The 13,779-nt window shown below is 72.3% G+C and carries 10 protein-coding genes; all 10 read left to right on the top strand.

The window, feature by feature from the left end; all coding sequences use genetic code 11:
- Positions 1 to 1,259, top strand: a 1,259-nt coding sequence (locus BWR60_RS27945; protein ID WP_218823713.1) for an efflux RND transporter periplasmic adaptor subunit, incomplete at its 5' end; no start/stop codon positions are given.
- 4 nt (positions 1,260 to 1,263) lie between these two features.
- Entirely contained in the window at positions 1,264 to 3,222 is a 1,959-nt protein-coding gene (locus tag BWR60_RS27940; RefSeq protein ID WP_088155177.1) for a MacB family efflux pump subunit, read from the top strand.
- A gap of 100 nt (positions 3,223 to 3,322) precedes the next feature.
- On the top strand, positions 3,323 to 4,072 hold the full coding sequence (locus BWR60_RS27935) for a superoxide dismutase (RefSeq protein ID WP_230983207.1): 750 nt from the start codon (positions 3,323 to 3,325) through the stop codon (positions 4,070 to 4,072).
- Positions 4,073 to 4,244: 172 nt separating this feature from the next.
- A complete protein-coding gene (locus BWR60_RS27930) occupies positions 4,245 to 4,607 on the top strand; it encodes a hypothetical protein (RefSeq protein ID WP_088155171.1) in 363 nt (120 codons plus the stop codon).
- Position 4,608: 1 nt separating this feature from the next.
- A complete protein-coding gene (gene tagH, locus BWR60_RS27925) occupies positions 4,609 to 5,970 on the top strand; it encodes a type VI secretion system-associated FHA domain protein TagH (RefSeq protein ID WP_088155169.1) in 1,362 nt (453 codons plus the stop codon).
- Between the two features lie 69 nt (positions 5,971 to 6,039).
- Positions 6,040 to 7,365 carry a type VI secretion system baseplate subunit TssK gene (tssK, locus tag BWR60_RS27920; protein ID WP_088155167.1) on the top strand — a complete coding sequence of 442 codons (1,326 nt, stop codon included), beginning with the start codon at positions 6,040 to 6,042 and terminating at the stop codon, positions 7,363 to 7,365.
- Positions 7,366 to 7,376: 11 nt separating this feature from the next.
- Positions 7,377 to 8,735 carry a type VI secretion system protein TssL, long form gene (tssL, locus tag BWR60_RS27915; protein ID WP_088155165.1) on the top strand — a complete coding sequence of 453 codons (1,359 nt, stop codon included), beginning with the start codon at positions 7,377 to 7,379 and terminating at the stop codon, positions 8,733 to 8,735.
- Positions 8,735 to 12,316 (top strand): type VI secretion system membrane subunit TssM, encoded by a 3,582-nt coding sequence (gene tssM, locus BWR60_RS27910; RefSeq protein ID WP_088155163.1) that lies wholly within the window; start codon positions 8,735 to 8,737, stop codon positions 12,314 to 12,316. The genes tssL and tssM overlap by 1 nt, the downstream gene beginning before the upstream one ends.
- On the top strand, positions 12,298 to 12,864 hold the full coding sequence (gene tagF, locus BWR60_RS38370; protein ID WP_088155161.1) for a type VI secretion system-associated protein TagF: 567 nt from the start codon (positions 12,298 to 12,300) through the stop codon (positions 12,862 to 12,864). The genes tssM and tagF overlap by 19 nt, the downstream gene beginning before the upstream one ends.
- Complete coding sequence (locus tag BWR60_RS27900) at positions 12,861 to 13,574, top strand: PP2C family protein-serine/threonine phosphatase (RefSeq protein ID WP_230983206.1); 714 nt, start codon at positions 12,861 to 12,863, stop codon at positions 13,572 to 13,574. The genes tagF and BWR60_RS27900 overlap by 4 nt, the downstream gene beginning before the upstream one ends.
- The last annotated feature ends 205 nt before the right edge of the window (positions 13,575 to 13,779 follow it).

Below are 13,779 nucleotides of genomic sequence, written 5' to 3'. Positions count from 1 at the left end.
GGCCGGCGGCGGATGCGGCGTCTCCTGTGCGGAAGCGCCGCCGGCCGCGTGGCCGGATCACCCTCGTCGTCGCGGTGCTGGGCGGCCTCGCCCTGGCCGCGCTGGCGGCCCGGATCTGGCTGTTTCCCTCCCAGGGCACCCCTCCGATGTCCGCCGCCGCCACCATCGGCGATGTCGAGGAGAGCGTGCTGGCGACCGGCACTCTGAAGCCGGCCCGGCTGGTGGCGGTCGGCGCCCAGGCCTCCGGCCGCATCACCGCGCTCAAGGTGGCGCTCGGCCAGAAGGTCGCCAAGGGCGACCTCGTCGCCGAGATTGATTCGGTGACCCAGCAGAACAGCCTGCGCACGCAGCAGGCCTCTCTCGCCAATCTCCGGGCCCAGCGCACGGAGAAGGAGGCGACGCTGACCCTCAACCAGCTGACCCTGACCCGCCAGAAGGCGATGGCGGCGCAGCGGGCGGCCTCGCAGGCGGATCTGGAGAGCGCGCAGGCCGCGGTCCAGGTGACGCAGGCCCAGATCGAGCAGCTCGACGCCCAGATCATCGAGGGGCAGGTCGCGATCGAGACCGCCCAGGTCGATCTCGGCTACACCCGGATCACCGCGCCTATCGACGGCACCGTCCTGTCGATCGTCAGCCAGGAGGGGCAGACGGTGAACGCCGTCCAGTCGACGCCGACCATCGTCATCCTCGGCGACCTGGACGTGATGACCGTGCGCGCCGAGATCTCCGAGGCCGACATCGTCAAGGTCAGGCCCGGCCAGCCGATCTACTTCACCATCCTGGGCGAGCGCGGCCACCGCTACGAGGCGGTGCTGGACTCGATCGAGCCCGCCCCGGAATCGATCCGCAACGATTCCAGCTTCAACACGATCAGCGCCACGAGCTCCAGCTCCAGCAGCTCGTCCTCCACCTCGCAGGCGGTCTACTACATCGGCGTGTTCAGCGTGCCGAACGCCGACAACCACCTGCGCACCTACATGACGGCCGAGATCCACATCGTGCTCGGCGAGGCCAAGGGCGTCCTGACCATTCCCTCGGCGGCGCTCGGGGCCAAGGGCGCCGACGGCACCGCCACGGTGCGGGTGGTCGACGGCGCCGGCAAGGTCGCCGAGCGCCGGGTCACGGTCGGCCTCGACAACGGCATCCGGGCCGAGGTGCGCTCCGGCCTCAGCGAAGGCGAACGGGTGGTGACCGGCGAGCAGGGAACGGCCGCAGCCGCCGCCGATAATCCCGGCCCGCCCCCGCCGCCGGGTGGCTGACATCATGGCCGAACCGCTGATCGCGCTCAGGCACCTGCGGCGCGAATTCCCCTCGGGCGAAGGCACCATCGCCGCCCTCAAGGACATCGACCTGACCATCGAGGCCGGCGAGATGGTGGCGATCGTCGGCGCCTCCGGCTCCGGCAAGTCGACGCTGATGAACATCCTCGGCTGCCTCGACCGGCCGACCTCCGGCAGCTACCGGGTCTCGGGGCGGGAGACCGCGGCGCTCGAGGCCGACGAGCTGGCGGCCCTCCGCCGCGAGCATTTCGGCTTCATCTTCCAGCGCTACCACCTGCTGGGCGAGCTGACGGCCATCGGCAATGTCGAGATCCCGGCGATCTATGCCGGGCGCCGGCCGGGTGATCGCCAGAACCGGGCCGCGGCGCTGCTCGGCCGACTCGGCATGACCGACCGCACCGGCCACCGCCCGGGCCAGCTCTCGGGCGGGCAGCAGCAGCGCGTGTCGATCGCCCGGGCGCTGATGAACGGCGCCGACGTCATCCTGGCCGACGAGCCGACCGGCGCGCTGGACAGCCACAGCGGCGAGGAGGTGCTGCGCATCCTGGCCGAGCTGCGGGCGGAGGGGCGGACGGTCATCATCGTCACCCATGACATGGCGGTCGCCCGCCGGGCCCAGCGCATCATCGAGATCCGCGACGGTGAGATCGTCTCCGACCGGCGGGTCGAGGAGCATGCCGCGGCCCCGCCCGCGGTGCCGGCTGCCAAGCCGTCGGCCGCCCTCAATCCCTGGCGCGCCTGGACCAGCCGGCTGCGCGAGGCCTTCCGCATGGCGCTGCTGACCATGCAGGCGCACCGGCTGCGCACGCTCCTGACCATGCTCGGCATCATCATCGGCATCGCCTCGGTGGTCTCGGTGGTGGCGCTGGGCCAGGGCGCGCAGCAGATGGTGCTGGCCAACATCGCCAGCCTCGGCACCAACACGCTGGAGATCTTCGCCGGCAAGGATTTCGGCGACGTCCGCTCGGCCAAGATCACCACCCTGGTGGTCGCCGATGCCGACGCGCTGGCCGGCCAGCCCTATGTCGCGGCGGTGACGCCGACGGTCTCCACCTCGAAGACGGTGCGCCGCGGCGCGACGGAGGCGAACGCCCTGGTGAACGGCGTCGGTGCCGGATATTTCGACGTCCGCGGCACCCGGCTGCTGGAGGGCCGCGTGTTCGGCGCCGACGCCGTGTGGTCGATGGCCCAGGACGTCGTGATCGACGAGAACACGCGCAAGACGCTGTTCCCGGACGCGGCGGAGGACCCGATCGGCCAGATCGTCCTGGTCGGCACCGTGCCCAGCCGCGTGATCGGCGTGGTCGCGACGCAGGAGGGCGGCTTCGGCGGCAGCCAGAACCTGTCGCTGTACCTGCCCTATACCACGGTCCAGGCCCGGTTCCTCGGCAACACCTCGCTGCGCAGCATCACCGTGCGGGTCAGCGACGAGGTCGGCACCGATGTGGCGGCGAAGGCGGTCACGGCCTTCCTGGCCCAGCGGCACGGCGGCAAGGACTTCTTCATCCTCAACACCGACGACATCCGCCGCACCATCCTCGCCACCACCAGCATCCTGACGCTGCTGATCGCGGCGATCGCCGTCATCTCGCTGGTGGTCGGCGGCATCGGCGTGATGAACATCATGCTGGTCTCGGTGTCGGAACGGGTGTCCGAGATCGGCGTGCGCATGGCCGTCGGCGCGCGGCAGGGCGACATCCTGCAGCAGTTCCTGATCGAGGCGGTGCTGGTCTGCCTGATCGGCGGCGTGCTCGGCATCGCCGCGGCGCTCGGCCTCGGCGCCATGATCGGCAGCATCACCTCGGAGCTGTCGCTGATCTACTCCCCGGCCTCGATCGTCGCCGCCGTGCTCTGCTCCAGCCTGATCGGCGTCGCCTTCGGCTACCTGCCGGCGCGCAACGCCTCGCGGCTCGACCCGGTCGTGGCGTTGTCCCGGGACTAGGCCCCCCGGTTTACAGCGGTAGCCGACGCGTCGGGCTTTGACATCGCCCGGTAACGGCATCCCGGCTTGGTGTCCTGGTCGTCGAAACCGGGATGAGATCATGAACCGACGTGAAGCCCTGATGTTCGGCGGCGCCGCCGTCCTCGCCACCACCGCGGCCCGGGCCGCCGTCACGGCCGGCGGCGCCCCGGGCGCGCTGCCGCGGCCGGTCAGCGCCGAGAGCCGCCGGCTGGCCGCCACCACGGTGCCGTCGGCAGGCCCGTTCAAGCAGCCGCCGCTGCCGTTCAAGGAAGACGCGCTGGCCCCGACGATCGGGGCGGAGACCGTGGGCCTGCATTACGGCAAGCACCACAAGGCCTATTTCGACGCGCTCAACAAGCTCGCCGCCGGCACGCCCTATGAATCGATGACCCTGGCCGAGGTGGTGGTGAAGTCGGCCACGGCCAAGGACCAAGCGGTGTTCAACCAGGCCGGCCAGGCCTGGAACCACAATTTGTACTGGGAGCAGTTCACCCTCGGCGGGCCGAAGGCGCCGCAGGGCCGGCTGGCCGATGCCATCGGCGAGTCCTTCGGCGACCAGGCGGCGCTGGTCAAGGCCACCACCGAGGCCGCCGGCAAGGTGTTCGGCAGCGGCTGGGTCTGGCTCGTCGCCGATGCCGGCAAGCTGACCCTGGTCGGCACCTCGAACGCGGATTCGCCTTTCGCCCATGGCGGCCAGCCGCTGTTCGGCATCGATGTCTGGGAGCACGCCTATTACCTCGACTACCAGAACCGCCGCGCCGACCACGTCAAGGCGGTGATGGAAGGCCTGGTCAACTGGTCCGTCGTCTCCGACCGCCTCGGCGCCTGAACCCGGGCTGTTGCAGCCGTAGCATTTTCCCGCATCGGTGAAATGAACCCGTAGTCCCGGTCCGGGAATGTTCCGATGGTGGCGGCCTGGACATCCGGTCCGGCCGGCGTTTCTCGGAACAGCGGGTTGCCCCCGTATCGACTGGAGGTCTGTCATGATCAGGTGGGGATTGATGCTGGCCCTCGCCGTGACCGCGGCGGGCTGCGCCCGGCCCGGGGCCGAGGCGGGACGGCAGGTGGTCGTCTACCAGTGCGTCGCCACCGACGCGTCCGCCCCGGGCGCGGCCGCCGCGCAGGGCCAGAAGGGCCAGCGGCTGACGGTCCAGTACGACCCCCGCGGCCAGCAGGCGCTGACCAGCCTCGACGGCGGCAGCGTCAACTATCTTCCGCTGGTGCCGGGCGTGAAGGACCGCCTCTACGCCAATTCGAAATATGCCTGGAAGACCAGCGGCAATGGCGGCCAGCTGACCGACATCGCCGAGGTCCAGACCTACAGCTGCACCCGCTCGGCGGAGCCGGCAGCCGCGCGGCCCTGAGATGCTGACGCTCAGCATCCTGCGCTGTCCCGACGGCGTGCCGCCGGAGATGCGGCAGGTCGGCGGCGGCGAGTTCACCATCGGCCGCGGCACCGAATGCGACTGGGTCCTGCCGGATCCCGAGCGCGTGCTGTCGAAACGGCACTGCATGGTGGCCTTCGACGGCGCCGCCTGGCGGGTCACCGACACCAGCACCAACGGCACCTTCCTCAACTCGACAGCGGACCGGGTCGACGCCGACGCGCCGCGGGTGCTGCGGGACGGCGACCGACTGGTGTTCGGGCCCTATGAGATCGAGGCGGTGTTCGACCGCGCGCCCGCGGCGCCGGTGCCCGGGCCCGCCGCGGAGCGGCCGCCATCCCTCGCCCCGCAATCCCCGGCCGAGGACCGGCTGACCGGGGATCCGTTCCCGGCCATGGGCGAGGACCCGCTGGCCGTCGGCCTGCCGGCCGAGGACGTGGCCCTGGCCGGCGGCGACGACGGCTGGTCGGTCAGCCGGTTCCTGGGCGCGCCGTCCTCGATCTCCGACCAAGCGCCGGTGATCCAGGAAAGCTTCCGCCCGCCGCGCACCTCGCTGGAGCTGCTGCCGGACGACTGGGACCTGGAGGACGAAACCCCGGCCCCGTCAGCGACCGCGACGGTCCCGGCCACACCGGCGGCGCCCTTGGCCGGTGAGGACGTAGAGGCACCGCCTCCGGCCCCGGCGCCCGCGCCACCGCCGGTCTTCACCCCGGCCGCGCCGGCGGCAGCGCCCGCCGCACCGGCCGGAGCGATGGAGCAGGCGGTGGCGGCCTTCATTGAGGGCGCCGGGCTGCGGGGCACGACGCAGGGTGACCCGGCCGAGATGCTGCGCGGCCTGGGCGAGGCGTTCCGCGCCATGGTCGTCGGCCTGCGCCGGATGATGATCGCCCGGGCGGCGATCAAGGGCGAGTTCCGCATCGAGCAGACCCTGATCCGGCCGGCCGGCAACAACCCGCTGAAATTCTCGGCGGACGACGAGGACGCGCTGGCCGGGCTTCTGGGCATCGGCCGCCGCAGCGACATGAGCGCCCGGGACGCCGTGGCCGACGCCCTGCGCGACATGCGCCTGCACGAGCTGGCGGTGTCCGCGGCGATGCAGCAGGCGGTGCACCATCTGGTCGGCGAGCTTTCCCCCGCCCAGGCCGCGGGCAAGCTGGAGCCCAAAGCGCTGGACGGGCTGCCGGGCCGGCGCAAGGCCCGCAGCTGGGACGCCTACCAGGCACTGCACGCCGGCGTGACCCAGGCCCTGGCGGATGATTTCGACAGCGTGTTCGGCAAGTCCTTCGCCCGCGCCTATGAGCGGGCGATGGCCGAGGTCTCGGACCGGGCCGACGACGAATAGCCAGGCCCTGACGGGCATGGCCGGGCACCGCCGCCACAGGCCGGGCGGCGCGTTTCCAAGGAGAATGACGTGACGTGGAGCAGTCGGATCGCGTGGCAGGAGGGCATGTTCCTCCGCGCCCAGCACTTCCAGCAGCAGGACCGCTGGGTCGAGGCGCAGATCCGCGGCAGCGTCGGCGCGCTGCGGCCCCATCCCTGGGGCGTGACCGGGATCGCCATCGCCCGTGACCTGCTGGCGGCAGGCCGGTTCGCGCTCGCCTCCGCCGCCGGGGTGTTCGAGGACGGCACGCCCTTCGCCGTGCCGGACGAGGCCGAGCTGCCGCCGCCGCTCGAGGTGCCGGATTCGGTGCGCAACGCGCTGGTCCATCTCGCGATCCCGGTGCGCCAGCAGGGGGCGGCGGAGATCGGCATCCTGGCCAGCGAGGGCCGCTACGGCGCCCGGCCGTTCGAGGCCTTTGACACCCATTCCGGCACGCCGCAGCCGGCCGAGCTGCAGGTCGGCCAGCTGCGCCTGCGCTACCTGCTGGAGACCGACGATCGCGACGGCTACATCTGCCTGCCGCTGGCCCGCATCACCGAGGTGACGCCGGACCGCCGCGTGGTGCTGGACGAGCGCTGGATCCCGCCGGCGCTGACCTGCTCCGCCGCTGCCCCGCTGGCGGCGCTGCTGGTCGAGCTGGCCGGCATGCTGAACCAGCGCGGCGAGGCGATCGCGGCGCGGGTGACGGCGGTCGGCACCAAGAGCAACACCGAGGTCGCCGACTTCCTGCTGCTGCAGTCGATCAACCGCTGGCAGGCCCTGCTGGCGCATCAGGCGGATTCCGGCAACATCCACCCCGAGACGCTGTACGGCGTGCTGGTGCAGATGGCCGGGGAGTTCGCCACCTTCACCGATGCGCGGCGGCGGCCGAACACCTATCCGGCCTACCGGCACGAGGACCTGCAGCGCAGCTTCACCCCGGTGATGGCGGATGTCCGCCGCTCGCTCTCGGCGGTGCTGGAGCAGACGGCGATCCGCATCCCGCTGCAGGAGCGGCGGCACGGCGTGCGGGTCGGCCCGATCCTGGACCGCACCCTGCTCAACGGCACCAGCTTCGTGCTGGTGGTCCAGGCCGACATGCCGGCCGAGCAGCTGCGCCGTACCTTCCCGGGCAAGGCCAAGGTCGGCGCGGTCGAGCATATCCGCGAGCTGGTCAATGTGGCGCTGCCCGGCATCGACCTGCAGCCGCTGCCGGTGGCGCCGCGGCAGATGCCGTTCATCGCCGGCGCCCAGTATTTCGAGCTCGACCGCAACAGCCCGCACTGGCAGCAGATGCAGTCCTCCGGCGGCTTCGCGATCCATGTCTCGGGCGACTTCCCGAACCTGGCGCTCGACCTCTGGTCGATCCGGGGCTGAGGGCCGGTTCCATGAGCGAGAATCCCTTCGCCGAGCCGGATGACGACGAGCGCACGGTCATCCGCCCGCTGCCGGGCGGCCGGGCCGCGCCGCCGCGGCCCCGGCCCGTTCCGGCCGAGCCGCCGGCGGCGGAGGCTGCGGCCGTTCCCGCCGCCGACGCGGCCTTCGCCGACCTGCCGGCCGAGGGCGTCTCGCCGATCGTGACCGCGGCGGCGCCGCTGCTGTCGCTGGTGGCGCGGCTGCGCAATGTCGTCACGGTGCCGGACCCGGCCAGCCTGCGCGACAACGCGATCCAGGAGATGCGGCGCTTCGAGAAGACGCTGCGCGACCGCAAGCTGCCGATCGAGCAGATCCGCCTGTCGCATTACGCGCTGTGCGCCAGCATCGACGATGTGGTGCAGAACACGCCCTGGGGCAGCCGCGGCCCGTGGGCGGACGCCTCGCTGGTCTCGACCTTCCACCAGGAGGTGCGGGCCGGCGAGCGCTTCTTCGACCTGCTGGACCAATTGCGCCAGAATCTCGGCACGTTCCTGCCGGTGGTCGAGCTGATGTATCTCTGCATGTCGCTGGGCATGCAGGGGCGCTACCGCCTGTCGGCGCGCGGCCCGGCCGAGCTCGACCGCGTCCGCGAGGAGACCTATGTCGCGATCATGCGGCAGCGGCGGCCGCTCGATCGCGGCCTGTCGGCCCATTGGAAGGGCGTCACCGCGCCGTACCGCCAGCAGCGCCGCATCCCGGTCTGGGTGGCGGCGCTGGCCGGGCTCGCGCTGGTGGTGGCGCTGTACGTGCTGCTCGCCTACGGCCTGAACGGCGCGTCGGACCGGCTGTTCGACGCCGGGCGCACGCTGCCGCCGGGGCAGTTCCCGACCATCGCCCGCAGCGCCCCGCCCAAGCCGCTGCCGCCGCCCCCGCCGCCGGCGGAGCCGGGCGAGCTGGCCAAGCTGTCCGGCTTCCTGCAGCCGGAGATCCAGCAGGGGCTGGTGACCATCGCCGGCACCGACGCGGTGCCGATCGTGCGGATCCTCAACCTCGGCATGTTCAAGTCCGGCAGCGCCAAGGTCGAGGACAAGTACCTGCCGATCCTGGCCCGGATCGGCGCGGCCCTGCGCACCGAGCCCGGCGCCGTCGACGTCGTCGGCTACACCGACAACCAGCCGATCCACACCGTGCAGTTCCCGTCGAACTTCCAGCTCTCCCAGGCCCGCGCCAAGGCGGCGGCCGAGGTGATCGGCCAGGCCATCGACGACCCGTCGCGGCTGTCGATCCAGGGCCGGGCGGACGAGAACCCGATCGCCTCGAACGACACGCCCGGCGGACGGCAGCAGAACCGGCGCATCGAGGTGGTGCTGCACCGGAAGGGGGCGCAGTGATGGAGAACCTGCAGTATCTCGGCGCCTTCTTCGTCAACCGCTGGACGTACAGCTTCGCCGGCGTCGGCATGGCCAGCATGCTGGTCTGGTACCTGGCGCCGCTGGTTCCCGGCTTCGAGAGCTACTTCGCCCGCAGCCTGCTGATCCTGGCGCTGGTGATCCTCTGGGGCGGCGCCAACGGCGCCATCAGCTGGATCCGCCGCCGCCGCGAGAACACGCTGGTCCAGGGGCTGACCGGGGATGACGGGTCGGCCACCGCCGCCAGCCCGGTGGAGCGCGACGTCCGCGCCGCCACGGCCGAGGAGGTCGCGCGGCTGCGCGAGCGGGTGCGCGCCGCCCTGCGCCGCCTGCGCAAGGGCCGCCGGCGCGGCTATCTCTACGAACAGCCCTGGTACGTGCTGATCGGTCCGCCGGGGTCGGGCAAGACCACGGCGCTGCTCAGCTCCGGCCTGAACTTCCCGGCCGACCAGCTCGACGGCGAGACCACGCCGGTGGGCGGCGTCGGCGGCACCCGGCTGTGCGACTGGTGGTTCGCGGACGAGGCGGTGCTGATCGACACCGCCGGGCGCTACACCACCCAGGATTCCGACAAGGCGGTCGACCGCGCCGGCTGGGAAGGGTTCCTCGACCTGCTGCGGCGCACCCGCAAGCGCCAGCCGATCAACGGCGCCGTCGTCGTCGTCTCGCTGACCGACATCGCCGCCGCCGATCCGGGGGCGCGGGCCGCCCATGCCCGCACCGTGCGCCGGCGGGTGACCGAGCTGTCGGACCGGCTGCGCCTGCGCGTGCCGGTCTACATGGTGTTCAGCAAGGCCGACCAGCTGGCCGGCTTCAACGAGTATTTCGACGATCTCGACGCCGAGGGCCGCGGCCAGGTCTGGGGCATGACCTTCCCGGTCGCCGGCGGGGTCGACGCCTTCGCCGCCGAGTACCGCCTGCTGCTGGACCGGCTGGATGACGGCCTCTATGAGCGGCTGCAGGCCGAGCGCGCGCCTGACCGCCGGGCGCTGCTGGGCGGCTTCCCGCTGCAGCTGGCCAGCCTGCAGGAACCGCTGGCGGATTTCCTGGCCCAGGCCTTCGGCGGCACCCGGCTCGATCCCGCGCCCTTCCTGCGCGGCGTCTACATCACCTCGGCCACCCAGGCCGGCACGCCGATCGACCGGCTGACCGGGATGCTGGCCCGGTCCTTCGGGGTCGACCAGAAGCGCGCCCCCAGCCTGAAGCCGGTGGCGGGCCGCAGCTATTTCCTGAAGCGCATGCTGGGCGAGGTCATCCTGGGCGAGGCGCTGCTGGTCTCGACCAGCTCGAAGCGGACGCGGCGGATGCGCCTGCTGCGCATCGGCGCGCTCGGCACCATCGCCGCGGCGACGCTGGTGGTGTCGGTCGGGCTGTGGCGGGCGGAGGCGACCAACCGCGTGGCGGTCGAACGCGCCGACGAGGCCATCGCCGGCTTCCGCCAGCAGCTGGCCGGGGTCAGCCTCGACCAGGTGTCGGATGACGACCTGCCGTCCATCGTGCCGCTGCTCGACACCGCCCGGGCGCTGCCGCGCGAGCCGGCGGGCTGGTTGGCCGGCCTGTTCGGCCTGTCGCAGGCGGAGAAGCTGGAGGCGGTGGAGCGGGGCATCTACCACCGGGCGCTGGAGCGGATCCTGCTGCCGCGCCTGATCTGGCGGCTGGAGCAGCAGATGCGCGGCCAGATCGACAACCCCGACTTCCTGTACCAGGCGACGCGGATCTACCTGATGCTCGGCGGCGCCGGCCCGCTCGATACCGCCCTGGTGCGCGACTGGATGGCGCTGGACTGGCAGGCGCGGTTCCCCGGCGTGCTGAACCAGCAGATGCGGGAGCATCTGGCGGCCCATCTGGACGCGCTGCTGGCGGACCCGCTGCCGGCGGTGACGCTGGACGGCACGCTGGTGGAGACGGCCCGCGCCTCCTTCAGCCGGGTGTCGCTGGCCGCCCGGGTCTATGGCCGGATCCGGCCAGAGGCCTCGGCCGCGGCGGTGCCGGGCTGGAATCCGGCGGCGGAGCTCGGCTCCGCCGGGGCGCAGCTCTTCACCCGAATCTCCGGCAAGCCGCTGACCGACGGCATCCCCGGCTTCTACACCGCCGCGGGCTTCCAGACGGTGCTGCTGCCCCGGCTGGCCGGCGCGGCCAAGGCCGTGGCCGACGAGAGCTGGGTGCTGGGCCGCACGGATGCGGTGCCGACCGACGAGGCGGCGCTGCGGACGCTGGAGCGCGACGTCGTCGCCCTCTACGCCGCCGATTTCCGGGCGCAGTGGGACGCCATGCTCGCCGACCTGGCGTTGGCGCCTTTCGCCGACCGGGCATCCGCGATCCAGGCCCTCTACGTGCTGTCGTCGCCGCAATCGCCGATGCGCGACCTGCTGGTATCGATCGCGCAGCAGCTGACGGTGATGCCGGCCCCGCCGCCGCCCGCCGCCGGCCAGCCGGCCGGGCAGGCCGGCGGTGACGCCGGGGCGGAGCAGCGCAAGGCGCTGGCCGCGGTGATCGGCGCGGCGACGCCGGACAATGCCATGCCGGCGGTCGATGCCCTGGACCAGCATTTCCGGCCGCTCAAGGACTTCGTCGGCGACGGCCAGGCGGCCCCGATCGCCGGCGTCACCCGGCTGATCAACACGCTGCAGCAGGAGCTGGCGCAGCTCGGCCCCGACGCGGCCAATGTGCCGGCCGCGTTGCAGGGCAGCGGCGACCCGGTGCAGCTGCTGCTGGCGGAATCGCAGCGCCAGCCGGCGCCGGTGTCGCGCTGGCTGCAGCAGATCGCCGCCTCCGGCCAGTCGATGATCGGCAGCAGCGTGCGGCATGCGGCGGCCACCGCCTTCTCCGGCGCCGACGGCCCCGGCCAGCTGTGCAAGGCCGTGGTCACCCGCCGCTTCCCGTTCTCGCCGTCGGCCAACGAGGACGCGCCGCTGGACGATTTCGCCCGGCTGTTCGGGCCGGATGGGCTGTTCGACAGCTATTTCCAGGCCCAGATCCGCCCCTTCGTCGACACCAGCGGCGCGGTCTGGCGGCTGCAGCCGGTCGGCGGCGTCACCCCGCCGGTCAGCCAGGCCACGCTGGCCCAGTTCCAGCGCGCCGCGGCGATCCGGGACGCGTTCTTCCCCGCCGGCGGCAACCAGCCGCAGATCCGCTTCGACCTCGCCCCGGCCGCCGCCGACGACGGGTCCGGGCCGGCGACCCTGACCCTGGGCGGCACCAGCATCGCCACCACGGGCGACCAGGCCCGCCAGGCGTCGCTGACCTGGCCGGGGGCGGACGGGATGAACCCGGCGCGGATCTCCTTCGACCAGGCCGTCGCCGATGGCGGCCTCGGCCTGACTCTCGGCGGCGCGCCGGCCGGCGGCGGCCTCGGCGGGGGATCCATCGGCGCCAGCGGCCCTTGGGCGCTGTTCCGGCTGCTGCAGCAGGGTCGGCTCTCGCCCTCCGGCCGGCCGGAGGAGTTCCTCCTGACCTTCCGCTCCGGCGCCAGCCAGGCCAGCTTCACCCTGCGGGCGGGATCGTCGCGCAACCCGTTCGCCCGGGACCTGCTGAAGGGCTTCCAATGTCCGGTGCTGCAATGACCGGGGCACCGGCGGAAGGCCCGACGATCGGCTTCTTCGGCAAGATCCCGTCCCGCGGCGACTTCCTCTGCGTCGGCCTGTCGCTCGGCTTCATCCAGGCCTGGGACGGCTGGCTGCAGCGCGTCCTCGCCGATGTCCAGCGGGCGCTGGGCGAGGGCTGGGCCGAGGTGTGGCGGGTGGCGCCGGTCTGGCGCTTCGCCCTGCCGTCGGGCCAGTGCGGCCACCACCCGGTGCTGGGGCTGTGGATGCCCAGCGTCGACCGGGTCGGGCGATGCTTTCCCCTGACCATCGCGGCCGAGGGCGCGGATCGCGGCGACGCCTTCCTCGACGCGGCGGAGACGATCGGCCGCGCGGCGATCTCCTACGATCTCGGGCCGGAGGACGTGATGGACCGGCTGCGCGATGCCCCCATGCCATCCCCTGTTCCGGCTTCCGCCGATCCCGCCGCGCGGTGGTGGAGCGAGGGCGGCCCTCTGGCGGCGGCGGCCGAGCTGGTGCTGGACACCCTGCCGGACAGCGCCGGCTTCGCACGGATGCTGGGACGGTGAGCGAGGGGCTCCGCCACTGGGCGGCCTCGCATCCCGGCGCCATCCGCCTGCAGAACCAGGATGCCTATCTGTGCCGGCCGGAGCTCGGGCTGTTCTCGGTCGCCGACGGCGCCGGCGGCCATGTCGCGGGCGACGTCGCCTCCGCCCGCGTGGTCGCCATGCTGGACGAGATCCCGGGCGACATGCCGCCGCCCGAGCGGCTGTCCGCGGTGCGCGCTCGGCTCCATGCCGCGCACGGCCTGCTGCTCGAGCAGGGGCGGGCCCGCGTGCCGCAGGCGACGCTGGCCACCACCGTCATCGTGCTGATGGTGCATGGCGACCATTTCGCCTTCCTCTGGGCCGGGGATTCCCGGGGCTACCTGCTGCGCGACGGCGCGCTGCACCGCCTGACCTCCGACCACAGCGTGGTGCAGGAGCTGGTCGATTCCGGCGCGATCACGCCAGACCAGGCGGAGACGCATCCGCAGGGCAACGTCATCACCCGGGCGCTCGGCGCCGGCGGCCCCGACCTCCTGGTCGACAAGGCGCTCGGGACCGCGCAGCCGGCCGACCGCTTCCTGCTGTGCAGCGACGGCCTGTACAAGGCCGTCGGCCCGGACGAGATCATGGACATCCTGGCCGGCGATGGCGATATCGCCCAGCGCCTGGTCGACGCCGCTCTGGCCCGCCGGGCCCGGGACAATGTCACGGCGGTCGTCGCCGCGCTCTGAAATCCGGAAGTCTGGATAAGTCCGGCTTTTTTCCTGTATTGGAAAGATTGATCGGATTTTCTGCTATTACTTTTTTATTGCTCGAATTTCATTGATGAAGATTACGGATGTAGCCGATCGGTCATGGGAAAATCCACACCGGTCGGTATGGTTCTGCCATGGCATGGGATGCCGGGACGCCCGACCATCGGCTCCGGCATCGGCT

Origin of the sequence: Inquilinus limosus, assembly GCF_002195995.1 — a bacterium.
Classification (GTDB): domain Bacteria; phylum Pseudomonadota; class Alphaproteobacteria; order DSM-16000; family Inquilinaceae; genus Inquilinus; species Inquilinus limosus_C.
The sequence above is the reverse complement of the archived record's forward strand: the minus strand, read 5'-3'. Positions and strand labels throughout refer to the sequence as shown.

Excerpts from the sequence above, each read along its gene's own strand:
- BWR60_RS27940 (WP_088155177.1), top strand. The coding sequence starts at position 1,264 with ATGGCCGAACCGCTGATCGCGCTCAGGCACCTGCGGCGCGAATTCCCC.
- BWR60_RS27935 (WP_230983207.1), top strand. The coding sequence starts at position 3,323 with ATGAACCGACGTGAAGCCCTGATGTTCGGCGGCGCCGCCGTCCTCGCC.
- BWR60_RS27930 (WP_088155171.1), top strand. The coding sequence starts at position 4,245 with ATGCTGGCCCTCGCCGTGACCGCGGCGGGCTGCGCCCGGCCCGGGGCC.
- tagH (WP_088155169.1), top strand. The coding sequence starts at position 4,609 with ATGCTGACGCTCAGCATCCTGCGCTGTCCCGACGGCGTGCCGCCGGAG.
- tssL (WP_088155165.1), top strand. The coding sequence starts at position 7,377 with ATGAGCGAGAATCCCTTCGCCGAGCCGGATGACGACGAGCGCACGGTC.
- tssM (WP_088155163.1), top strand. The coding sequence starts at position 8,735 with ATGGAGAACCTGCAGTATCTCGGCGCCTTCTTCGTCAACCGCTGGACG.
- tagF (WP_088155161.1), top strand. The coding sequence starts at position 12,298 with ATGTCCGGTGCTGCAATGACCGGGGCACCGGCGGAAGGCCCGACGATC.